This is a genomic window from Streptomyces sp. NPDC006430 (assembly GCF_040612395.1).
In the GTDB taxonomy this organism is placed as follows: Bacteria; Actinomycetota; Actinomycetes; order Streptomycetales; family Streptomycetaceae; genus Streptomyces.
This window is the reverse complement of the sequence record NZ_JBEXQA010000012.1, coordinates 1-21,833: the sequence shown is the minus strand read 5'-3', so window position 1 is coordinate 21,833 and position 21,833 is coordinate 1. Positions and strand designations below refer to the sequence as shown.

Annotated in this window: 16 protein-coding genes and 3 pseudogenes; 10 read left to right on the top strand and 9 right to left on the bottom strand. The window is 69.4% G+C overall.

Translation table 11 applies throughout. The features are described from left to right. Positions 1-97: 97 nt before the first annotated feature. The 3 genes from ABZZ20_RS19210 to ABZZ20_RS19200 all read right to left on the bottom strand — a co-directional run bounded on the left by ABZZ20_RS19210 (position 98) and on the right by ABZZ20_RS19200 (position 1,518). The gene (locus tag ABZZ20_RS19210; protein ID WP_356870961.1) at positions 98-325 is read right to left on the bottom strand and encodes a hypothetical protein; all 228 of its coding nucleotides are present in this window, start codon (positions 323-325) and stop codon (positions 98-100) included. 189 nt (positions 326-514) lie between these two features. Continuing rightward, positions 515-1,123, bottom strand: a complete 609-nt coding sequence (locus ABZZ20_RS19205) for a restriction endonuclease (protein WP_356870959.1) — start codon at positions 1,121-1,123, stop codon at positions 515-517. A 92-nt stretch (positions 1,124-1,215) separates the two neighbouring features. Further along, entirely contained in the window at positions 1,216-1,518 is a 303-nt protein-coding gene (locus ABZZ20_RS19200) for a hypothetical protein (RefSeq protein ID WP_356870957.1), read from the bottom strand. A 1,178-nt stretch (positions 1,519-2,696) separates the two neighbouring features. Between ABZZ20_RS19200 and ABZZ20_RS19195 the strand changes: the two genes are divergently transcribed. Further along, positions 2,697-5,114: a SpoIIE family protein phosphatase gene (locus ABZZ20_RS19195; RefSeq protein ID WP_356870955.1), complete on the top strand. Its 2,418-nt coding sequence runs from the start codon at positions 2,697-2,699 to the stop codon at positions 5,112-5,114. 121 nt (positions 5,115-5,235) lie between these two features. On the opposite strand, the gene ABZZ20_RS19190 is transcribed toward ABZZ20_RS19195, so the two are convergent. Further along, positions 5,236-6,174, bottom strand: a complete 939-nt coding sequence (locus tag ABZZ20_RS19190) for an alpha/beta hydrolase (protein ID WP_356870953.1) — start codon at positions 6,172-6,174, stop codon at positions 5,236-5,238. 126 nt (positions 6,175-6,300) lie between these two features. On the opposite strand from ABZZ20_RS19190, the gene ABZZ20_RS19185 reads away from it, so the two are divergent. After that, a complete protein-coding gene (locus ABZZ20_RS19185; RefSeq protein WP_356870951.1) occupies positions 6,301-6,936 on the top strand; it encodes a TetR/AcrR family transcriptional regulator in 636 nt (211 codons plus the stop codon). A 636-nt stretch (positions 6,937-7,572) separates the two neighbouring features. Here the strand turns inward: ABZZ20_RS19185 and ABZZ20_RS19180 are convergent. Both ABZZ20_RS19180 and ABZZ20_RS19175 read right to left on the bottom strand, forming a co-directional pair. Continuing rightward, on the bottom strand, positions 7,573-7,965 hold the full coding sequence (locus ABZZ20_RS19180) for a DUF6188 family protein (RefSeq protein ID WP_356870949.1): 393 nt from the start codon (positions 7,963-7,965) through the stop codon (positions 7,573-7,575). Continuing rightward, positions 7,962-8,561, bottom strand: coding sequence for a polymorphic toxin-type HINT domain-containing protein (locus ABZZ20_RS19175; protein ID WP_356871268.1), 600 nt, complete (start codon positions 8,559-8,561; stop codon positions 7,962-7,964). Before ABZZ20_RS19175 ends, ABZZ20_RS19180 begins: the two co-directional genes overlap by 4 nt. A gap of 73 nt (positions 8,562-8,634) precedes the next feature. On the opposite strand from ABZZ20_RS19175, the pseudogene ABZZ20_RS19170 reads away from it, so the two are divergent. Together ABZZ20_RS19170 and ABZZ20_RS19165 are read left to right on the top strand one after the other, a co-directional pair. After that, positions 8,635-8,880, top strand: a pseudogene (locus ABZZ20_RS19170) (transcriptional regulator); the annotation flags it as partial. Next, a complete protein-coding gene (locus tag ABZZ20_RS19165) occupies positions 8,877-9,431 on the top strand; it encodes a flavoprotein (RefSeq protein WP_356870947.1) in 555 nt (184 codons plus the stop codon). The pseudogene ABZZ20_RS19170 and the gene ABZZ20_RS19165, both read left to right, overlap by 4 nt. A 49-nt stretch (positions 9,432-9,480) precedes the next feature. Here ABZZ20_RS19165 and ABZZ20_RS19160 read toward each other — a convergent pair whose 3' ends face one another. Next, positions 9,481-10,650, bottom strand: a complete 1,170-nt coding sequence (locus ABZZ20_RS19160) for an XRE family transcriptional regulator (protein ID WP_356870945.1) — start codon at positions 10,648-10,650, stop codon at positions 9,481-9,483. Then, on the bottom strand, positions 10,637-11,431 hold the full coding sequence (locus tag ABZZ20_RS19155) for a hypothetical protein (RefSeq protein WP_356870943.1): 795 nt from the start codon (positions 11,429-11,431) through the stop codon (positions 10,637-10,639). Before ABZZ20_RS19155 ends, ABZZ20_RS19160 begins: the two co-directional genes overlap by 14 nt. 260 nt (positions 11,432-11,691) lie before the next feature. Here ABZZ20_RS19155 and ABZZ20_RS19150 point away from each other — a divergent pair, with 260 nt between their 5' ends. Further along, positions 11,692-12,129, top strand: a complete 438-nt coding sequence (locus ABZZ20_RS19150; RefSeq protein ID WP_356870941.1) for an NUDIX domain-containing protein — start codon at positions 11,692-11,694, stop codon at positions 12,127-12,129. 61 nt (positions 12,130-12,190) lie between these two features. Here ABZZ20_RS19150 and ABZZ20_RS19145 read toward each other — a convergent pair whose 3' ends face one another. After that, on the bottom strand, positions 12,191-12,592 hold the full coding sequence (locus tag ABZZ20_RS19145; RefSeq protein WP_356870939.1) for a hypothetical protein: 402 nt from the start codon (positions 12,590-12,592) through the stop codon (positions 12,191-12,193). Between ABZZ20_RS19145 and ABZZ20_RS19140 the strand changes: the two are divergent. The 5 genes and pseudogenes from ABZZ20_RS19140 to ABZZ20_RS19120 form a co-directional block, all read left to right on the top strand. Continuing rightward, positions 12,582-12,938 (top strand): annotated as a pseudogene (locus ABZZ20_RS19140) (tyrosine-type recombinase/integrase); the annotation flags it as partial. The gene ABZZ20_RS19145 and the pseudogene ABZZ20_RS19140 overlap by 11 nt on opposite strands. 206 nt (positions 12,939-13,144) lie before the next feature. Continuing rightward, on the top strand, positions 13,145-13,510 hold the full coding sequence (locus ABZZ20_RS19135) for a hypothetical protein (RefSeq protein WP_356870937.1): 366 nt from the start codon (positions 13,145-13,147) through the stop codon (positions 13,508-13,510). A gap of 250 nt (positions 13,511-13,760) precedes the next feature. After that, positions 13,761-19,909: pseudogene (locus ABZZ20_RS19130) on the top strand (DNRLRE domain-containing protein). Between the two features lie 6 nt (positions 19,910-19,915). Beyond that, positions 19,916-20,365, top strand: a complete 450-nt coding sequence (locus tag ABZZ20_RS19125) for a hypothetical protein (protein WP_356870935.1) — start codon at positions 19,916-19,918, stop codon at positions 20,363-20,365. A gap of 76 nt (positions 20,366-20,441) precedes the next feature. Further along, complete coding sequence (locus ABZZ20_RS19120) at positions 20,442-21,656, top strand: IS30 family transposase (RefSeq protein ID WP_356870933.1); 1,215 nt, start codon at positions 20,442-20,444, stop codon at positions 21,654-21,656. The last annotated feature ends 177 nt before the right edge of the window (positions 21,657-21,833 follow it).

Genomic DNA, 21,833 nt, shown 5'->3' with positions numbered 1-21,833 from the left:
CCCGCCCCTGGTGGTGGGCCCTTGGCGGGTCCCAGTGGGAGCCGGGCGGACGGTGTCTTCCCGCCCGCACGCTTCCCACTTGCTCCGTCGCCCCGGCTCAGTTCTGCTGGAGCCGCAGTCGGAAGTCCGGGCAGACGTCGGGGTCGCGGTCGTCGTAGACGAAGGTCCGCTTGCCGTCGATGCCGATCGAGAGCTTGTCGAGGGTGTCGCCTGGCAGGAGCAGTTCCGGCTTGTCGAAGTGCAGGCGCAGCAGGGAGCGTCTGCTGGGATTGACGCAGCAAAACCAGACGGCGCCCAGCACGGCAAGGACAGTTATCCCCTTCACGCGGGAAGTTTTGCTCACGGCACTGACAGCGAGGGGCAGTTCACGCCGCGCAGCGACGGAACCGGCTGGCACCGGACTTGGGTCGCTAATCGCGGGCGGCGACACTGATGCTGCTTGTTACGGTCACGCTGCACCCGTGCCGACAGAACGAGGCCAAGTCCACCATGCTCGCAAAGACCTACAGGAGCATCAGGGGCGTGACGTCGAGCTTCGGGGCGGGGGAACTGCGCGCAGTAGTTCCCATAGGGGACGGGAGCCGCTGGCCCACTGGGCCAGGAGGTGGCGGTCGACCAGGTGGAGGCGCTGGGACTTGGCGAAGTCGAGGGCGGGACCGGAGAAGCGGCCGTTGGTGAGCATGACGAGGACCTCGCCGCCGTGTATCTGGCGGCCGGTGCCGTTGAGCACCTGGAGGTCGGGGGTACCGACCGCAGATCCGGACCAGCCGGCCTTGCGGTGCTTGCACTGGATCACCCAACGTCGGCCGTAGGGATCGGTGGCTTTCACATCGGCGCCGTTGTCTCCGCGCCCGCCGACCTTCTGTGCGTCGGAGCAGCCGTCGCGGTACATGAGGTCCCGTACGGCGAATTCGAAGTCGTTGTGGTGGAGGCTGTCGAGGTGCTCGACGGCGTAGCGCAGGCCGTGGGCCCGCACCTGCTCCCAGCGGGCCGCCTCCTGCCGTCGCCGCAGCCAGATGCCGCCCGTGCCAGCTGCGGCCAAGAGGACGACGGCCACGACCCATGGGTGGGCGGCCAGCCAGTTCAGGAGAGCCGCGATCAGGCTGACAGCCACCAGTCCCACGAGCCCGAGCAGGACCAGGCCCTCCGAGCCCGGGTTCCCTCGGCGGCGCGTCGGGCCACTGCGCCTGCGTCGCCTCACGGGCGGGCGCCGGGTCACCGCCCGCTCCCCGTGCTGGGGAAGACGATGGGATAGGAGACGGTGGGTGTCGGCTGGGGCTGCGGCTGCTTCTCCCAGGCCGGCCACTTGATCGGGTAGACCACCGTCGACTGCGGCCGGGGTAACTCCTGCCCGGTCCCGGCGCCCGCCCCGGCAGTCGTGGTGCCGTTGCCGAGGACGAACGCCCCGATCACGAACAGGCCCAGCAGTGCGGTCTCGCGTCGTGCGCCGGCCGGGAGCCGGACGTGTCCTCTTACCGGAGTGCCGTCCGACCGCACGTAGTCCTTGATCCAGGGCACAGCTGTATCCCCCTCACCAGATGCGTTACGCCTCCCTGCGTAACCGACCTATGAAAGCACCCGCCGCTGACAACAGGTCACCTGTTGATCGCTATTCGTGATCGTCTGCTCAATGCTCCGGGCCCGCCTCCCAGGGTGGATCCGACCTGTACCGCCGTACGTGGTGCGGTGGGTGGACCCCTCTGGGCGGCCAACTGGCTCTCCAGGTGCGGCGGTTGGCCATCGCCTTTGGATCGGCGAATGTGCGAATCTCCGGCACGACATGACGCAGGTCACCTGAAATGCGTCTCGCGATTTCGTGCGGCGACCCGTCTGTGTGATGCGTATGGTGCGCCGGAAGGTCTCTGGGCAGGGCGTTCGTGGCAGTTGGGGTACGTGGAGGGCGCGGTAGGGGGCTGAGAGGTCTAGACAATGGCGAAGGCCCAGGTCGCTGACCTGGGCCTTCGTTCAAGAGCGGAAACATGCCCTTGGCCGCGGCGGTGCGGGGTTCGGTCGCACCAGTGTTGACCGCTGTTGACCGCTGTTGACCGCCCTGACTGGCACGTAGTGGCACGCTGGGGCCGAGCTCCACGGCCTGGTCGCCCAGGACCGCCTGATCGTCACAGTCACGAACCTGACAGCATCCGGCAGGCGAGGACACTGCCGAGGCTGGTGGTGCATCTGTTGACGGCCGACAGCCTCGGCCCCAGGTCAGGGGCTGGGCAGCAGCTCGAGCCCGAGCCTTCGGGTCGTGGTCAGGCTGTCGGGCGTTCCTGCGAGGGGTACGGAGGGAAGGCGAAAGACTGAGGATCACCGGTGGGCCCGCAAACGGATTACCTCCGCATGTGTGCTGAATGCGTTCCGGGGCGGTCTGCCCGCCAGGGCGCCCGCCGGCGGACTCGTACAGCTGACGCCCGACGTACTGCCGACCGTGCAGCGAGGGGAGGTGGCGGGGCGTTGAGCTGGGGCTTCACGTTTCGATGATTGCCTTTCCGAGGCCACGTGCTCTTGTCAGACAGGTACGCGGCGGTTTTGGTGCGGCGTCCCTTTCGCGTCCGCCGACCTGCGCGTGCGCGCGAGGAGAGATACAAGTAAGAAGGGAGCCGACGCGACGGATACGAGGATTTCGCCGGCCTGCGGTCTCTGCTGAGTCTCCTCAGCCCCCGAGAGCCCCAGGGCAGGATGGGCGATGAATGGACATGGAAAATGCAGGCCCCCTCCGAAAGGGCCTCGATCAGTTCCCGGATCAGGCCACCTCGGCTACGGCAGTCGTCGACGCGCGGGGGATGGTGACGGGGTGGAGTTCCGGCGCACAGCGGTTGCTCGGGTACTCGTACAGGGACGTCGTAGGGCGTCCCGCGGCACGTCTGCTCGGCGGGAACGCGGACGCCGAAGTGCTCTTCGCCGCGGTTCTCGAGGGCCCTGGGCCGACCCTGCTGCGGCACCAGGACGGCCACCACATGGATGCCGAGCTGCAGGCGTACGCGTCACTCGATCGCGAGGGCAACACACAGTGGCTCATCATGATCACGCCGCAGCAGCAGCGGCGTCCACACAAGGACGAGGCGACGACAGAGGAGGCCTTCGCACAGTGCCACCTCCCTGTGATGATCTACGACGCCGAGTTGCGGGCCTTGCGGGGGAGCGCCGGTGCGGCCCGCGAACTGGGCCTCACGGATGAGCAGATGCGCGGTCGGCGGGTCACCGACATCCTGCCTCCCCACATCTGCACCACGGTCGAAGAGGGCATGCGCCGGGTCTTCGAGACGGGGGAACCGGAGCGGTTCCAGGTGCATGGCCGACCGCGGCGCGAAGCCCGCGACAGATACTGGGCCGTCTCCGTTTCCCCCCTGAGGGACCTGGACAGACAGGTACGACACGTGCAGCTCATCGCGCTCGATGTCACCGAACAGCACCAGGCCCGGGAACGGCTCGCCTTGCTGAACGACGTCAGCGCACGGGTGGGCAGCACCCTCGACGTGATGCGCACGGCCCAGGAGATGGCCGACGTGGCGGTCGGGCGGCTCGCCGACTTCATCAGCGTCGACCTGCTGGACGGGCTGTTCCGCGGCGTCGAGCCCAGGCCGTCCGCCACCGGCTCCGTAGCCCTGCGCCGCGCCGCGCAGGGGTCCGTCCTCCCCGGTACCCCCGAGTCGCTGATCCAGCCGGGCGAGGTGGACTACTACCCGGAATCCTCGCCCCCGGCCCGCTGCCTGAATACGGGCCGGTCGTCGCTGCACCGCACCCTGGACGAAGCCATCGAGAGCTGGCAGGTCGCCGACCCCGAGCGCGCAGGAAAGGTCCGCGACTTCGGGATGCATTCGATCATGGTCATCCCGCTGTGCGCCCGCGGCATCACGCTTGGCGTGGCCGTACTCGTCCGCCACCGCTGCCGGGACTCCTTCGACGAAGACGATCTGCTCCTTGCCGAGGAGATCGCCGCACGCGCTGCCGTGGCCGTGGACAACGCCCGACGCTTCACCCGCGAGCGAGCCACCGCTCTGGCCCTGCAACGAAGCCTGCTGCCACAGCGACTCCCTGCCCAGGAGGCCGTGGAGGTGGCCTACCGCTACCTCCCGGCCCGGTCCCGGGCAGGGCTGGGCGGCGACTGGTTCGATGTGATCCCGCTGTCGGGCGCACGGGTCGCCATGGTCGTCGGAGACGTGGTGGGCCATGGTCTGCGTGCCTCCGCCACCATGGGGCGGCTACGGACCGCGGTACGCACCCTGGCGGACGTCGACCTGCCCCCCGAGGAGCTCCTCGTCCATCTCGACGACCTTGTCACCCACCTCAGGGCGGAGGAGGACGCGGCGGATCCCGAGGCTGAGATCGTCACCGATCTGATCGCCACATGTCTGTATCTGGTCTACGACCCGGTCTCGGGTCGCTGCGCCGCCGCAGGCGCGGGCCACCCCCCGCCCGCCGTGATCACGCCCGACGGCAAGGCGGAGTTCATCGATCTTCCTGTCGGCCCGCCGCTGGGAGTCGGCGGGCTGCCTTTCGAAGTGGTCGAATGGGAAGTGCCCCGAGGCAGCATCCTCGTGCTGTACACGGACGGCCTTGTCGAGGTCCCCGAACACGACCTCGGCAAGGGCATGGCGCTACTGCGTCGGCGGCTGGAGCGCCCTGCTCACTCGCTGGAGGCTACCTGTGACGACCTGGTCCAGAATCTGCTCCCCGCACAACCGGCCGATGATGTCGCACTGCTCGTCGCCCGCACCCGGGTCCTCGACGCGGGTCAGGTGGCCACCTGGGATCTGCCTTCCGACCCGGCCGCCGTGGCCGACGCCCGTGACAAGGTCTCCCGCCGCCTCGCGGACTGGGGACTGCATGAGGTGGTGTTTACCGCCGAGCTGGTGGTGAGTGAACTGGTCACCAATGCGATCCGGTACGGCACCCCTCCCATTCAGCTGCGCCTGATCCGCGACACCGTGCTCATCTGCGAGGTCTCTGATGGCAGCAGCACCGCCCCGCACATGAGGCGAGCGCGCATATTCGACGAAGGCGGGCGCGGGCTACTGCTCGTCGCTCAGTGCGCTGAGCGCTGGGGAACACGCCACCGGGCCGGTGGGAAGTCGATCTGGGCGGAGATCGGCGTTCAGGACGATCGATCCTGACGGTGCCCGGCCGCCTGCGGCCACAACCGCCCCTGGCCTCGTCTTGACCGCTGTTCACCGCCCCTCTGGCACGTTGCGGCACTGAGCGGGCCCGCCGGAGCCGTTTCTCCCCGCCGTAGCCCTATGCGTCGACCGCAGCAGGGTCGAGGGAGTCGACGTCCTCCATGAAGGACAGCATCCGGGCGTTGACCACGTCGGGGTGGTCGATCTGCGGGCCGTGCCCGGTCGCGGTGATGATCTCGGCGCGGGCTCCGGAGACGAGGCGCGGTACGCGTTCCAGCTGTCGCTTGGGGTGTACGAGCAGGCTGTGCTTGCCCATGATGACGTAGAGCGGGGTCCGGATGGACCGCAGCGCGTCCTCGGCCAGCGGTAGGGGTGCGGGGCGGCGTATCCGGTACGCGCGGGCGCCGAGCTGGATCCACTCGCGCATCTCGGGGATGGCGAGGACCGGCTGGTCCAGCCACTTGGCGAGCCGGGGGCGCAGGGCCTTGGGGGCGAAGGTGGCGAACAAGCTGATGAAGATCCAGACGAAGAAGCGCAGGCCCACTTTCTCCAGGCCGCCGGGGTCGAGGGCGGTGACCGAGGCGAGCCGCTCGGGGCGCCGGTGGGCCTGGTTGAGCACGAGCCAGCCGCCGTAGGAGGAGCCGACGAGGTGGACCTTGTCGAGGCCCAGCGCGTCGAGGGCCTCGTCCATCCACTGGGCGGCCCGCTCGGGCTGCCACATGGGCTCGCGGTGGACGCTGCGGCCCGCGTCGCCGGGGGTGTCGAGGGCGTAGACCGGGCGGTCGAGGCTGAGCCCGGGGGTGTTGGGGAACCACATGGCGGAGGAGTAGGCCGCGCCGTGGATCAGGACGATCGGCGTCCGGGACTCGGCTGCGGGGTCCGTGGGACCGTACCGGTAGACGTGCGTGGTGCCGAAGGCGGTCTCCACGTCGCTCTCGGAGCGGACGGGTGCCCCCATCGCGTAGAGCACGTCGGCGGCGGCGAAGTAGCGGTCGCGCAGGGTGTCGTTGACGTAGCGGCCGACATCGCGGCGTACGCGGGCGGTGGTCTCGGGCACGGTGGCACCTCCTGTGAAGATCCGTTCTTCGTGGTACGACCGTACCACGTGTGTGGTACAGCGGTATCATGAAGGATCGGGGGAGCGGACCGCGAACCCACCACCGACGGGCGGAGACACGGGAACATGCCGAAGCGTGTGGATCACGAGGAGCGGCGCGCCCAGATCGCCGAGGCGCTCATCCGGGTCGCGGGGCGGCGAGGGCTGCACGCCGTCGGTATGCGCGACGTGGCCGCGGAAGCCGGCGTGTCGCTGCGGCTCGTGCAGTACTACTTCGAGACAAAGGAGAAGCTGCTCTTCTACGGCCTACGGCACCTGACCGACCGCTTCACTGCGAGGGTGGGCGCCCGCCTGGCCGCCGCTGGGCCGGGCCCCGGCCCGCGCGCGACCATCGAGGCCCTGCTGCTGGCCGCCCTGCCGACCGACGAGGAGAGCCGCACCTTCCACCTGCTCTACAGCTCGTACGCGATCCTGTCGGTCACCGACGCGGCGCTGGCCGCCCAGCCCTTCATCGACAACCCCGACGCCGCGGAGAACGCCCTGACCGGACTCCTTGAACAGGCGCACGAGGCCGGCCTGGCCGACCCGGGCGCCGACGCGCGCACGGAGGCGATCAGCCTGCTCGCGATGGCGGCGACCATGGGTACCAGCATCCTCGTGGGCCAGCGGAGTCCGGAGTCCGCGATCGCGGTGCTCCGTCACCACCTGGACCGGATCTTCACGACTGCCGAGACGCCCGAGAGGGGAGCGGGATCAACCTGATGTGTCGCGAAGCACTCGCACGCGGCGCCCAGTGTGGTGTCTATCCGGACCGGCCCGACGGACGTGGAGCAGCAGCGTCCTGACCGGATGACGCGCGGATTTCCCACGTCGCCGGAGCGCCAACTGCGGGCCACGTGGGGGACCATGTGGTGCACAAGTGGTGCGAGGCTCCGGAACCGGATCAGGCAACAAACAAGCCCCAGGTCGCTGACCTGGGGCTTTGCAATGGAGCGGATGACGGGAATCGAACCCGCGCCATAAGCTTGGGAATCACCCGGCACTTGACCATGTCTATGGCTGCTGACCTGCGAAGACACGTATTGGCGGGGCCTTCGCGGGTGCCTCGTCCGGCCCCTTGCTGACCGATGTTTACCGCTGCTACTGGCACGTTGTGGCACGCGCCGCTGGATGGATCGGGACCTGAGCAGCGCGATGAGGGCCCGCAACCGTCAGAGGTTGCAGGCCCTCCGTGCGTTTGTCAGTCAACGAGGTAGTGGGCCTCGAAGTCGGCGACGGTGGAGTCGTACAGCTCGCCTACCAGTTTCAGTGCGTACCGGCGGAAGACTGCAGCGCTGGCGCGGCGGGCGCCTCGGTTGTGGGCGTCGGCTTTGTCCCACCGACCAAGAAGTAGCGCTCCTAGTCCTCCGCCCCGAGAGTCTCCATGGCGCTGACCCCCTGACGGCACGACCAGCAGAACACACCGGGCTTCTGCAGAGACGCCTCCGTCCCGGGTTCCGCGCCCCGGACGTTCAGGTGGTGGCCCGTACTGAACACCAGGCGCAGCGCACCGGACTTGAACGCGACCGCCGACAGGACGGTGGAGCCGACGAGCCGGCCCCACCCGTCACCGGTGACCGCTGCGGCCCCCGGAGCGGTCGCCGGCCCCTCCGTCAGGAGTGCGGGGCCGGCGACCGTGAGCACCACCTCGTCGGCGAACGTCACCGAGAGGGCCGCTTCCGTACGGCGGACGGCCAGCACCGGGGTGCCCCGCAGTCCGATGAGCCAGCGGTCGCCGAGGTCCTCGATCACGGCAGGTCCGGCAGGTGGTCGAAGATGTTGCCGATGCTGTCGCCCGGCGAGCCATCGGGCATCTGGGGGTGCACCTCTCCGGTCTTGGGGTCGATGAGCATGTCCGGGTTCTTGTTGCCGCCGATCCCGCGCCACGCTCCCTGGGCCTTCACCTTGTGGATCGCATCCTTGATCTGCTTCACCGAATAGCCGGTCGCCTTCGCGATGGCGGCCGGCCTGCTGCACAGTCCATTGGAATTGTGGACCAGGACCGGCGTGGCGCCGGCGAGCACGTAGTACGTGTGCAGGTCATTGACCGTCAGATTGTACGCGCCCTGGAGTTCCTTCCAGTGCGTGACCTTGTCGATCGCGACGGTGCTGCCCTCCGGCGTGCGGAGGGTGTCACCGGAGTTGAGGTCGGCGGCGTCCGTCCACTGCCCGCGGTTCTCCACCCAGAACGGGTGGTGGTCGGTGGCGGTGAGGGAGCCCGCCCCCTGACCGACGGTGATGCTGGTGAAGTCACGGTCGTCGGGGGTGTAGATCGTGCCGTCGACCCGGCGGGGGCCGCTGGCGCCCGTCTCGGGATCGGCGGCGAGGACGGTGTCGCCGGCCTTGATCTGTTCGATGGCCGGGTCGCCCCGTCACCCATCAGCACCGGCGTGCCGGCCGGGAAGCTGTTGAAGCGACGCCGCCCGCCCGCTCATGCGCCGCCACATCCCGGTCCCCGAGCGCCGAGCCGCCCTCTGGATCGAGACCGCCCGCGCCTATGCCCAGCAGGGCCGTCTCGCCGACGGCTATCAGGCCCTGCGGATCGCCGAGACCTGCGCCGCCCAGGACGTACGCCGTCCTGCCGTCCGCGAGCTGGCCGCCCGGGACCGCCGTCGTACGCTGCCAGAGCTCCACCACTTCAGCCGCCGACTGGGAGTACCCGCGTGACCGAGCCGCAGCGCAAGCCCTTCCTGTACGTGGTCGTGTGCGCGGCCGGGGTCGCCGACGATGTCGGCAGACTGATCACCGCTGCACACGAGCGGGGCTGGGATGTGGGAGTGGTCGCCACACCCCAGGGGCTCGGCTTCCTGGACGTCGCGGCTGTCGAGGACCAGACCGGGTACCCGATCCGCTCGGCGTGGCGTTCACCCGGCGAGGCACGGCCGTTCCCGCCGGCCGACGCCATCGCCGTCGCACCGGCCACCTTCAACACGGTCAACAAGTGGGCGGCCGGTTTCGCGGACAACCTCGCTCTCGGCATCCTGTGCGAGGCCACCGGCATGGGAATCCCGACCGTGGTCCTTCCGTACGTGAACAGCGCCCTCGCTGCCCACCGGGCGTACCAGAGAAGCCTGGCCGAGCTCCGCGAGATGGGCGTCCTGGTCAGCAGCTACCAGCCTCACCCTCCCAAGTCCGGCGGAGGCGCCGACCGCTTCCACTGGCCGGAGGCGGTCGAACTCCTGGCCCCAGCAATCCGCGCGGAGGCCGAACGTCCTTGAGTTACCTCACGGCTGGCGTGGACCGTGCAGGTGCTCGAAGGCATCGGCATTACTGGACGAGGCGGAGCACCGGCCTTTGCTCCTGGACACCCAGCAGATCTCGAACTCGCTTGTTGGTCCACGCCAGTTCATGCGCCAGCTCGGAAACGGAGAGATTCGTTTCCTTAGCCGCCAGGTCGAAGGCCTGACCGAGCAGCGAGGGCTGCTCACCGGGGAAGTTCGAGACCGATTCCGGCGTGAAGCCGGGCTGGCCATCGAGCGCGCGCAGGCGTTGGTACGTCCTGCTGGCGGTGGCGTCGGAAATCAGTCCCAGCTCGCGGCATCGGTAGACGAGCGACTGGAGGGAGACCCCCCAGACTCCTCTCAGCTCTGCCAGCCGTGCGATATCCATCCGCCTGGGCAGCAAGGGCAGGATGCTGGACTGAGGGGTCAGGAACTCGGCCGCGAACGCGTCGGCCTCCTTCTCCTGGCGGCTGTCACCGGTGGCGTCGCCGTGAAGCACGAGGTGCCCCAGTTCATGGGCGGCGGTGAACCGGTGCCGGTAGATGTCGTCCGCCCGGTTGGCGGTCAGAACGACAAGAGGCCGTGCGGCCCGCGTGGAAAACGCGTCCACGCTCGCAGCGGAAGGATCACTGGCAGGCGGCATCACCACCACGATCCCATGGGACTCCATCCGCCTCACCAGGTGCGTGACAGGGCCGTCGCCGAGACCCCAGCGCCTGCGCAGTTCACGGGCGGCGGACGCGGGATCGGTGGACAGCTCCTCGCCGGGGTGGACCTCCCCGCCGGCGAAGCCGGGCAGATCCACAAGGGGCAACTGGATCCGCTGTTCCAGCGCGTAGGTGAGCTCCCAGACTTGCTCGGCGAAGGCGAGAGCGCGCTCTCGCTGGGACTTCGGCGTGCTGCGCAGGCTTCGGAAGTGCGCCATGGAGGCGTCGAGCCGGTTGGCCGGCCTTCCGAGCAGGAAGAACGTCACCGGAACCCCGAGGATCTCCGCGAGGCGGGGGATCAAGTCAGGCCGTGGCTTCGAGACCCCCGTCTCGTACTGACCCACCGCGGCAGGCGTCACCCCGAGCTGTGCCGCCACATCCTTCTTCGTCATCTCCGCCAACCGGCGGGCTTGTGTCAGCCGGGTGGGATCGAAGCCGTCGGAGATGGCACGCGGCGTGGCGCCTCGTTCTTCCGTACCGGGAATCAGGTCTTGCTTAGTGAGTCGCATCGTCTTCGCTGGTCTGGTCCTCGACGGGTTCTGCCTCGGTCTGGGCGGGCACGTGCAGAGCCCGGTCCGAGGCGATACGAGAGGACAGCGTAAGGGTGGGTTCGGTTCCGTCGGCGAAGCTGGTGTGCGCCGTGATCTGGTGCGGAATGCTGATCGGCCGCGGCGTGTACGAAGTGACCGTCTGTGGCAGGTGGAGCGGCTCGGGATCGGTGGCCCACTCCAGCTGCCGGTTCATTCCGAGGGCTGCGATGCCCCAGTACGCCTCGAGCAGCTCGGAGGCGTTGCAGGCGAAGGGCACCAGGATCAACTGGGTGCCCTGTGGGACGGTCGCCAGAGCGCCGCGCGGTTCGGCGGTCGGGATAGCCGTCCCGAAGTCGAGGTCGAACGGGTCCTGGGTGTGCTTCGGCGCCGGTGCGAAGGTGAAGAGCTCCCGTACCAGCCGCGACTCGCTGGGGATGCGCGCGCTGCGCACGTCCGACTTGGTCTTGGCGTACCGGAACGGGTAGAGCAGCCCGTTGCCGATGAGCATCAGCTCGTAGGAGAACCCGAACGGCTGGACCGCGCGGACACCGGGCAGCTCCTTGAGTTCGTCCTGCAGGCGTTCGTACTGGTTCTCATACCGGGTGGTGCCGTAGGTGCGGGTGGTACGGGATGCCGCTTGTTCCTGCGCGGCCTGTGCGTTGGCCTGCATGTTGCGAAGGCCCTGTCCGACGGCGAGGCGTACAGCTGCGGCCTGATCGCCAAACACGTCGGTCGCCCACGGCGACTGAGGCACACTCATGCGGACGACTCCTAGGGTCGGACTACGCATCGAAGCATTCCAGTGCGGTCCTGACTTTAGTTGGTGTCGAAGAATTTGCACAACAGCTTCCGTGGTCGGCGTGGTCGACGCCTGTGGGCTATCGCTGGGGCTAGCTCTACCGCACCTGACGCGTGGCGTCCCTCGCATGGCCGAACGTCGTTCATCACTGGGCAGCCGTCCACGCCAATGACGGCTGGCTGCTGCACTGCGACCGTCAACAAGCAAGGAAACAAAGCGAAATGATCGAACGAGTCCGAGCCGTCCTCGTCACCGCGGACGACACGATGCTGGTCATCCGCCGCACCAAGCCCGGCATCCCGACGTACTGGGTGCTCCCCGGCGGCGGCGTCGAGGAGAGCGACGAGTCCCGGGAGGCCGCACTACACCGGGAGATCCACGAGGAGATCGCGGGGAAGGCCGACATCATCCGTCTCCTCCACACCATGGAGTCCGACGACGAGCGTCAGATCTTCTACCTCGCCCGCATCGCGACGTGGTCCTTCGAGGACCGGACCGGTCCCGAGTTCAGCGCTGAGGGCCGCGGCGAATACGCGCTGGAGGAGATCCCGCTGACCGTGGAAGGGCTTGACGGCATCGACCTCAGGCCCGACGAGATCGCCCACGTCCTGCGGGGCGCCGTCAGCGCCGGCACCCTCGGGGACGAGGCCACGGTGTAGCCCTTCGGCCACGTGGGCATGCCGCCGGGGCCAACGCTGAAGGCGTTGGCCCCGGCGGCGTTTACCGAGTGCGGCGCTGCTGGGTGCTGCGAGCTGCTCGGTCTCGGACTGGCGTGGGCGCCGGCTGCCGGGGGGCGGGCTGCAGAGACAACTCGGCGAGGTGGCGTAGGCGCCAGACCAGCACTTCGCTGACGGATGTAGCGGTGGCCAGCTCGCGCTGGACTGCCGCCTCGGCGAGCAGGGCGGCTGGGTCGCGCCTGGCCGTTGCGGCGTCGGCGAGGGTGGCAGCGAGCGCGGGCCAGCCGGGCTCGGCCAGGATCTGATCGGCCAGATCCGGGAGGGTACGTCGCAGCGTGGCGGTGTGCCGGTGCAGCGCGGGCCGCGGGAGCATGTGGCCTCGCTGAGTGAGGGTGGTCAGGGGCTGTGCGGCGGCGGCTTCGTAGGCGGCGCGTAGGCGCACCATCCACCTGCCGACATTCCTCTACATGGAGGTCAAGCGGCACCTGGACTGGTTCGCGGAGAAGGAGCTCGATGGCCTGCTGTTCGTGGGGGAGAAGGGGGCGCCGTTCCGGCGCACCACCTTCGGCCGGAAGTGGGCCAAGGCCCGTGCGAGGGTCGGCCTGCCAAAGGACTTCCGCTTCTACGACCTGCGCCACACCGGCCACACCCTCTCCACGCAGTCCGGCGCGACCCTCAAGGACACGATGGTCCGCGCCGGCCAGTCCTCGGAGAAGGCCGCGATGATCTACCAGCACTCCGACGACGAACGTCAGCAGGAGGTCGCTGGAGGCATCGACGCGCGGGTCCGCTCGGCCCGCGAGAAGGCGGGGCGAAGCCGAGGCCGCGACTTGCGCGGGAAGCCTGACCGTCGGCGGGTGGAAAGGCCGACGGTCGCCTCCACCCGCCGGGCCCGTGCGCTTACTCTTCCCGTCTTCCTGCCTGCGTCGGGGCCCGCTCGCGCACGAGGCGCAGCTCCTCGCGCTTGAGGAGGATCTCCTCATCGACGCTCTGCGAGGTGCGCTGGGGTGGAGCCGGGCAGCAGACGCCTTGTTTCTGCATCGGGCGGGAGGTGCTGGCCGCGGTGCTGGACCGCGAGCCGCACCTGGCCATGGACCGGCCGGGGCTGCTCGTGTTCGCGGAAAAGGGCTTCGCGTCCAAGGAGTTCGAGGCTGATCTGGCCTTCCGGGGTGCGGAGTTGCTGCGGCCGTCGTTCAAGCGCGAGAAGAAATGTAAGGGCGAGAACCTCGTCAAGTCGGTGCGGCAGTTGCCGGAACCCCAGAATTTCAGTGATCTTCCAGGGCCGACGGCATCTGAAGTGTGTGTCGCGGGTTCGTCCGTGTCGGAAGGCGGGCGGAGGCGGGTTCCGCTCGGCCCCTGTTGAGATCTTGCTACCGATCGGTTGATGAAGATCACGCAACGATGCCTCGCTCGTGATCCGATTCTGGCCGATTGAAGATACTTTTCAGCCTCACCGGAATATTGCATTCCCCTTGCCGCCTGTAGATCACATGCGGTCAAGCGCCTGCTTGAAGCTCATTTCTTGGGGGAACTTGCTTTCCCAGTCATACCGGTAGGGCCCACCCGGCCGTACCCCCTCCCGCCGCGTCACCGCGGTGGGCCTGGCGGTCCTGATGGCCGCCACGTCCCTCTACGGCGCCGAGTCCGCGCTCGCCACCGTCCGCCCGCAGGCCGTCGACCGTGCACCGGTGACGAGTAGGCCCGCGCCGGCCTTCGCCGCCGACATCCCCTCCGCCCGCGTGGCGGCCCGGCTCTCCGGCAAGCGCGTCGAGGCGTTGTCCGAGCGCACCGAGTCCTCGACCACCTGGGTCAACAAGGACGGTTCGCTGACGACGGAGCTGACCGCCGGACCCGTGCGGTTCAAGGACGCCGAGTCCGGCGAATGGCGCGATGTCGACGTCGACCTGACGGCCCTGTCGGACGGTTCCGTCGCCGCCAAGGCGCACCCCCGTGGGCTCCGGCTCTCCGGCAAGTCCGACGCCAAGGCCACCGACCTGGTGACCCTCGGCTCCGGGGACGAGGCGATCACCCTTCAGTGGCGGGGTGGCCTTCCCGCGCCGAAGCTGGACGGCACCCGGGCCACGTACGCCGACGCCGTGCCCGGCGCGGACGTGGTCGTGGAAGCCACCCGCACCGGCTTCGAGCAGTTCGTGGAGGTCAAGGCCAAGCCTGCGGCGGGCTTCTCGTACACCCTGCCGCTGAAGGCCAAGGGCCTGAAGGTCACGCAGCAGGCCGACGGCAGCGTGGTGTTCACCGACAAGAAGAACAATAAGACCGCGGTCATGCCCGCCCCGTGATGTGGGACGCCACCGTCGATCCGGTCTCGGGCGAGCACAACCGCCGGGTCAAGGTCGCCATGAAGGTGGTCCAGAAGGGCTCCTCCGTCGATCTGGTCGTCAGCCCGGACGCGAAGTTCCTGGCTGACCCGAAGACCACGTACCCGGTCACGGTGGACCCGTCCACCTCGGCGCTCTCCAACCTCTTCGACACCTACGTGCAAGTCGGTGAGACGGTCGACTGGTCGAACGACACCGAGCTGGACCTCGGCAACCCCGGTACGAAGAACGCCGACGACACCTACCGCACCGCGCGTTCCTTCATCTCGTGGAACACCGCGCCGATCTCCGACGCACTCGTGATGGACGCGCAGCTGTCGCTGTACAACTTCCACTCGGACAACACCGACTGCACCGGTCAGCCCTGGGAAGTCTGGTCCACCGGTGCCGCGTCGACCTCCTCGCGCTGGACGGCGCAGCCGGCCTGGACCGCGAAGAAGGCCACGTCCACCGAGACCAAGGGCCGTGACGCCTGCGGCGGTGACGGCTGGGTCAACGCCGGCGTGACCACGCTGGTTCAGGAATGGGTGTCGGCCAAGGCCGCCACGGGCAACATGGGCCTGCGCGCGACCACCGAGTCGACCACGCCCGGCTGGAAGCAGTTCAACTCCGCCAACGCGGCGTCGAACGTGCCGAAGCTGACGGTGACCTACAACTATCGTCCCCGCACCGGCACCAAGCAGGAGGCCGGCCCGCCGTACTTCTCCTACGGTGGCGCCTACACCGTCAACACGGTCACCCCGACGCTGCGTGACACCTTCACCGACGTCAACGGCGACAAGGTCAACGGCACCTTCGAAATCCGCGACTCGGTCACCGACACCCAGGTCGGCAACTACCTCGTCTCCCCCTGGGTGAACTCCGGGCAGGTCGCCCCTGTGACCGTCCCGGCCGGAGTGCTGGCCAACGGCAAGACGTACAAGTTCCGCACGACCCCGTACGACGGCACCCACTACAACCTGGGCTGGTCGGAGTGGAAGACCTTCACGGTCGACACCACCGCCCCCTCCGCCCCCACCGGCGTCACGTCGACGGACTACCCGTCCAGCGACTGGGTCAAGGGCGCCGGCCAGGCCGGAACGTTCAACGTGACGCCGCCTGCCGTCGACCACAACTGGCTCGAATGGTCCCTGGACGGCGTGACCTGGAACAAGGTCGACACCGGCGGCGCCGCCGGTGCGAAGGCGATATCCGTCGCCCCGCCCAAGGACGGCACGCACACCCTCCAGGTCCGCACGGTCGACAAGGCGGACAACAAGTCCGAGCCGATCGAGTACACCTTCCACGCCGGCCCCGGCGGCTTCGTCCAGCCCGGCGACGGTGAGATCACGGCACGCCGGCTCCCGCTCGTCGCCGAGGCCGACGCCACCAAGTACGACCAGGCGTCCTTCTCCTGGCGCCGCTCCGAGGCCGACCCCTGGGTGCAGATTCCGGCCGGGCACGTCACCTCCGCCGGCACCCCGCTGACCGCCTGGCCCGTCCCGCTGACCGGTGGCAAGAACGCACCGCTGGTATGGAACGCCACCGACACCGTCACCCCCGACGGCACCGTCCAGATCAAGGCCGATTTCACCGGCCCCAACAGCGCCTCCGGCAGCACACAGTCGCTCACCGCGGTCATCGACCGCAACGCGGAAGGCGCCGACTCGGACGAGATCGGCCCCGGCACGGTCAACCTGCTGACCGGCGACTACACGCTCTCCGGCACCGACGTCTCCGCCCTGGGCCTGTCGGTCTCCCGCACGGCCTCCTCCCGCACTCCCGGCAAGGGCGCGGGGCAGGAGGGCCAGGCGGCCATCTTCGGCAAGGAATGGGTCTCCGGAGCCACCGCCGAGCGCGTCGAGTCCGACTACACCTACGTCCGCCGGGTCTCCGACACGGCCGTGGACGTCGTGACCACCGGCGGCGACTCGATCCACTTCACCGCGAACGCCGCGCAGAACGGCTGGATCCCCGAGCCCGGTGCCGAGCAGCTGGTGCTGACCGGCAGCGTCACCGGCTCCTTCGCGCTCACCAACAACCAGGGCACGGTCACCACCTTCACCAAGACCGCCCCGGCCGTCGCCACCTGGCAGGTCTCCAGCATCGTCCAGGACGGCCTGACCAACTCCACGACGACCACGCTCTCCGAGACCGTCGTCGTCAACGGCACGACGTACGCGCGCCCCAAGCGCATTGCCGCCCCCACCTCGGCGGCGAGCGCCGGAACCTGCACCTCGGCGCCGGACACCAAGGGCTGCCGGGTGCTGGAGTACGCCTACGCCAACACCACCACCGCGACCTCCCTGGTCTCCGGCGACTTCGCCGGCCAGGTCAAGGAGATCAGGCTGTGGTCCACCGAGCCCGGTGCGGTCGCCGCGACCGCCAAGATCGTCGCAAACTACCTCTACGACGACGCGGGCCGGCTGCGCCAGTACTGGAACCCGCAGATCAGCCCCGCCCTGAAGACCGAGTACGGCTACGACTCGGCGGGCCGCGTCACCGGGCTCACCCCGGCCGGCGAGCTGCCCTGGACCTTCACCTACGGCCAGGCGGGCAGCTCCGCCACCGCCGGTGACGGCATGCTGCTGAAGGCGTCCCGCTCCGGGCTCGCCCAGGGCAGCGCCGATGTGGAGCAGGGCACCGCCCAGATCTCGGTCGTCTACGAAGTGCCGCTGACCGGTGCGAAGGCCCCGTACGCCATGGGCGCCACGGATGTCCGCACCTGGGGGCAGGTGGAGGCGCCCACCGACGCCACCGCCGTCTTCGCCCCCGACAGCGTCCCGGCCACCAACTCGGGCGACACCCTCACCGCCACCTCCTACGGCCGTGCCGGAATCCACTACCTCGGGGTATCCGGCCAGGAGGTGAACACGGCCGCCCCCGGCGGCCACATCACCAGCCGCGAGTACGACCGGTTCGGCAACTCCGTGCGCGAGCTGACCGCCGCCAACCGCTCGCTGGCCCTCGGCCTGACCGCCTCGGACCGCGCCAAGCAGGCCAAGCAGGCCGAGCTGGGCATCGCGCAGCTGGCGTCCGGTGACCGCGCGAACCTGCTGTCCACCACCTCGGTCTACGACGGCACCGGCATCCGCGAACTCGCGGAGTTCGGCCCGCTGCACCGGATCGACCTCACGGCGGACCTGAAGGACGGCGCCACCGTCCTGGTCCCCGCCGGCACCCCCGTCACCGCCCGCTCCTGGACGGTCAACGAGTACGACGCGGGCCGCCCCACCGACGGCACCGCCAAGGTCAAGAACCAGATCACCAAGGTCACCACGGGCGCCCAGGTGCGTGAGCACCCGACCGTCCAGGGCGAGGCCCGCGTCGCGCAGACGGTCTACGACTGGGCCAAGGGCCTGCCCACCCAGCAGATCAAGGACCCGGCCGGACTGGCCATCACCGAGAAGACCGAGTACGACGCCCAGGGCCGCGTCACCAAGAAGCTGCTGCCCGGCGCCAGCGGCACCGACGCCGCCACCCGCGTGACCACCTACTGGTCCGGCACCGGCACCGGCACCTGCCAGGGCCGCCCGGAGTGGGCCGACCAGGTCTGCACCACCGGTTCGGCGGGCGCCATCACCGGCGGCGGCACCAACCCCTCGCAGCTGCCGACCACCACCACCGAGTACGGCTGGTGGGGCACCCCGGCCAAGAGTACCGAGACCGCGAACGGCACCACCCGGACCACCACCACCTACGACGAGGCGGGCCGCCCGACCAAGGTCACGATCACGGCGGGCATCGGCCAGGCCGTCCCCGAGGCGACCACCGAGTACGACACGGCCACCGGCCGCCCGGTGAAGACCACCTCCCCGACCGGGGGCACGATCACCAGGGCGTACGACAGGCTGGGCCGCCAGATCTCGTACGGCGACGCCGACGGCGGCATCACGACGACCGAGTACGACCTGCTCGGCCGCCCTGTCAAGATCACCGACAACGCACCGTCGACCACCACCCTCACCTACGACACCACGGCCGACCCCCGCGGCATGGCCACCGCGACCAGCGACTCCGTCGCCGGCGCATCCGCGATCACCTACGACGCGGACGGCCTGGTCAGCACCGAGAAGCTGCCCGGCGGGTACACCCTCGGCATCGTCACCGACTCCACCGGCGCCACCACCGCCCGCACCTACACCCGGGACAGCGACGGCACGACCGTCTACACCGACACGGTGGCCCAGTCCGCGCACGGTCAGGTCGCCACCCACGCGGGCTGGTCCGGACAGTCCTACGGCTACGACGCCGCCGGCCGCCTCAAGACGGTGGACGACACCGCCGACACGGTCTGCACCCGGCGCACGTACGCCTTCGACAACCGCAGCAACCGCACCTCGCTCATCCGCGCCGTCGCCGCCCCCGGTGCCGACTGCACGTCCACCGGAGCCACCCCCACCACCTTCACCTACGACAGCGCGGACCGGATCGTCGACGCCGGTTACGGCTACGACAACCTCGGCCGGACCACCGCCGCCCCGGGCAGCACCAACGCGTACTACGCGAACGACCTCGCCCACCAGCAGACGGCCGGCACCCTGCGCCAGACCTGGCAGCTGGACTCCGCGCTGCGCTACCGCTCGTGGACGACCGAGACCGGCAGCGGCTCCAACTGGACCCAGACCGCGTCCAAGGTCAACCACTACAGCGGTGACGGCGACAGCCCGCGCTGGATCACCGAGGACATCACCACCGGCGCCGTGACCCGGCACATCACCTCCGCGACCGGCGCGCTGGCGGCCACCACCGGCAAGACCGGCGACGTGGTCCTCCAGCTCACCAACATCCACGGCGACGTCGCGATGCTGCTCCCGCTCGACACGTCCAAGGCCCCGGTGGCCCTGGACGCCGACGAGTTCGGAAACCCGCGCACGGGACAGCAGTCCGCCCGCTACGGATGGCTCGGCGGTCAGCAGCGTTCCGCCGAGACGGTGACCGGCACCATGCTGATGGGCGTACGCATGTACAGCCCCGCCACCGGGCGCTTCCTCACCTCGGACCCGGTGTACGGCGGCTCGGCCACCGCGTACGACTACGCCAACCAGGACCCGGGCAACCAGTTCGACCCCTCGGGCCGGATGGCGTACGTCCGCACCTGCGGAACCAGCTGGAGATGGTGGGGGTACACGTTCTCGTGCACCTTCTACGTCACCCGATTCCACACCAAGATGCTCAAGGAGGACCTCGGCACCCTGGGCGCCGCCGGCGCGGCAATCGCCGAGGCCTACCTGTGCCAGCGCCTCACCCACCCCGTCGCGATCGGCGTGTGCGTCGCGCTCGCCTGGGCCTACACCTGGTGGGCGGTCCACAACATCAACGCCGCGGCGGAACGCGGCGGGTGCTTCACCTGGACGATGGGAGCCACCGTCGGCTGGGGCTATGTCTGGGGCTGGGCCCGACCGGGCCCCCACGCCCCACCACCCGAGCAAAGGAAAGGCAAGTGATGCCGCGTGCGGCACACGGAAGGAAATATCGAACTGCGGCTGACCGCCGCGCAGTTCGCGGTTCCGGTCGTCCTGGGCTTCGCCCTGGCGACGGGTCTGCTCCACCTGGGCCTGCGGTGGACCGCGGACCCCATGACGGCCGCCGAACTGCGGGACTGCGCGTACGCGGCCGGCGCGGGTGTCGTGGGCGCGCTGGTCCTGCCGCGCCTCAGGGGCGCCCGGCTGACCCCCGAATGCCTAGCGGCCTTCACGGCCTTCGGGCAACGGGAGCGCCGCATCCCCTGGGCGGACATCGCGGGCATCGACGTCCACCGCACCGCCGGGGTGCGCCGCGTGAGCGTCTGCCTCGTGACCGGCGAATGCCTGACCCTGGCGGCCCCGATGTCGTTCCTCGACCGCCGGTTCGACGCCCGCGTGGCGGAGCTGACCGGCTGGTGGGAGACCCATCGGCCGTGAGCGGCATGCAGCAGGCCCCCTCCGGGCGATGCTTGGGTTCTAGTGGTCGTTGCAACACCCCAGCTCAGGGGATGCAATGGACTTCGAGATCCGCGAGAGCCGCAAGGAACAAGGGCCCCGGAAGCTGCACCGGGAACGGGAGGAATACTTCCGGCTCGTGCAGCTGGGATTTGGCAACGTAGAAGCAAGCCGACGCGTCGGCGTCAACCCCCGGACCGGCCGTGAATGGCGTAACGGTCGGCCCGAGGGCCGCAAGAAGCGGCCGAGGCCGCCCGCGCATCTGGTGCGGGCGGCCTCCGCGCCGTCCCGCTACCTCTCCGAGGCCGACCGGATCCACATCGCCGACCGGTTGCGGGAGAAGGCCACCGTCCGCACGATCGCGGCCGAGCTGGACCGCAGCCCGTCCACGGTCAGCCGGGAGATCCGCCGCAACAGGCACCCCGTGGGCGGCCAGTACCGGCCGCACGCGGCCCAGGCCCGGGCCGATGCCCGCCGGCCCCGCCCCAAGCCGGGGAAGATCGGCCAGAACACCGCACTGCGGGACTTCATCCAGGACGGACTCGACCTGAAGTGGAGCCCGGAACAGATCTGCGAGAGTCTGCGCCGGACGTTCCCCGACCGGCCGGAGATGCACGTGGTCCACGAAACGATCTACCAGGCCCTCTACGTCCAGGGCCGCGGCGAACTCCGCCGCGAGTTGGCCCGGGCCCTGCGGTCGGGACGCGCCCGGCGCATACCACGCCGCCAGGCCCAGCAGCGACAGCCCCGCTTCTCCACCCCCATGGTCATGATCAGTGAGCGTCCGGCCGAGGTGGAAGACCGGGCCGTGCCCGGCCACTGGGAGGGCGACCTGATCATCGGCAAGGACAACGGCTCCGCCATCGGCACGCTCGTCGAGCGCGCTACTCGCTACGTCATGCTCCTGCACCTCCCGGACGGCCGCAGCGCGGAACACGTCCGCGACGCCCTCGTGGCAACGGTCAAGACGCTGCCCGCCCACCTGGTTCGCTCACTGACCTGGGACCAGGGCTCCGAGATGGCCGCCCACGGCGCCTTCACCGTCGCCACCGACATCCCGGTCTACTTCTGTGACCCGGCCAGCCCCTGGCAACGGGGATCGAACGAGAACACGAACGGCCTGCTCCGGCAGTACTTCCCCAAGGGCACCGACCTGTCCGCCCACAGCCGTCAACACCTCGACGCCGTCGCCGCCGAACTCAACGGCCGCCCACGCAAAACGCTCGACTGGGAAACCCCAGCCGAGCGCCTGCATAAACTGCTCGCGGCCTGAACAACCGACCACGTGTTGCAACGACCCCTAGAAACCGCCATGCCCGGAGGGGGCCTGCTGCTGTGCGTACCGTCAGCCCTAGCCTCGTGCTTTCATGAAGCACGGTGTCCGACAGGTGATCAGGTAAGCGAAAAGTGCCTCTGACCAGCAAGAATGAGGATTGTCGAGGTCCTTGTT

Excerpts from the sequence above, each read along its gene's own strand:
- ABZZ20_RS19145 (WP_356870939.1), bottom strand. The coding sequence starts at position 12,592 with ATGGTGCGCCTACGCGCCGCCTACGAAGCCGCCGCCGCACAGCCCCTG.
- ABZZ20_RS19160 (WP_356870945.1), bottom strand. The coding sequence starts at position 10,650 with ATGCGACTCACTAAGCAAGACCTGATTCCCGGTACGGAAGAACGAGGC.
- ABZZ20_RS19120 (WP_356870933.1), top strand. The coding sequence starts at position 20,442 with ATGGACTTCGAGATCCGCGAGAGCCGCAAGGAACAAGGGCCCCGGAAG.
- ABZZ20_RS19150 (WP_356870941.1), top strand. The coding sequence starts at position 11,692 with ATGATCGAACGAGTCCGAGCCGTCCTCGTCACCGCGGACGACACGATG.
- ABZZ20_RS19185 (WP_356870951.1), top strand. The coding sequence starts at position 6,301 with ATGCCGAAGCGTGTGGATCACGAGGAGCGGCGCGCCCAGATCGCCGAG.
- ABZZ20_RS19155 (WP_356870943.1), bottom strand. The coding sequence starts at position 11,431 with ATGAGTGTGCCTCAGTCGCCGTGGGCGACCGACGTGTTTGGCGATCAG.
- ABZZ20_RS19195 (WP_356870955.1), top strand. The coding sequence starts at position 2,697 with ATGGAAAATGCAGGCCCCCTCCGAAAGGGCCTCGATCAGTTCCCGGAT.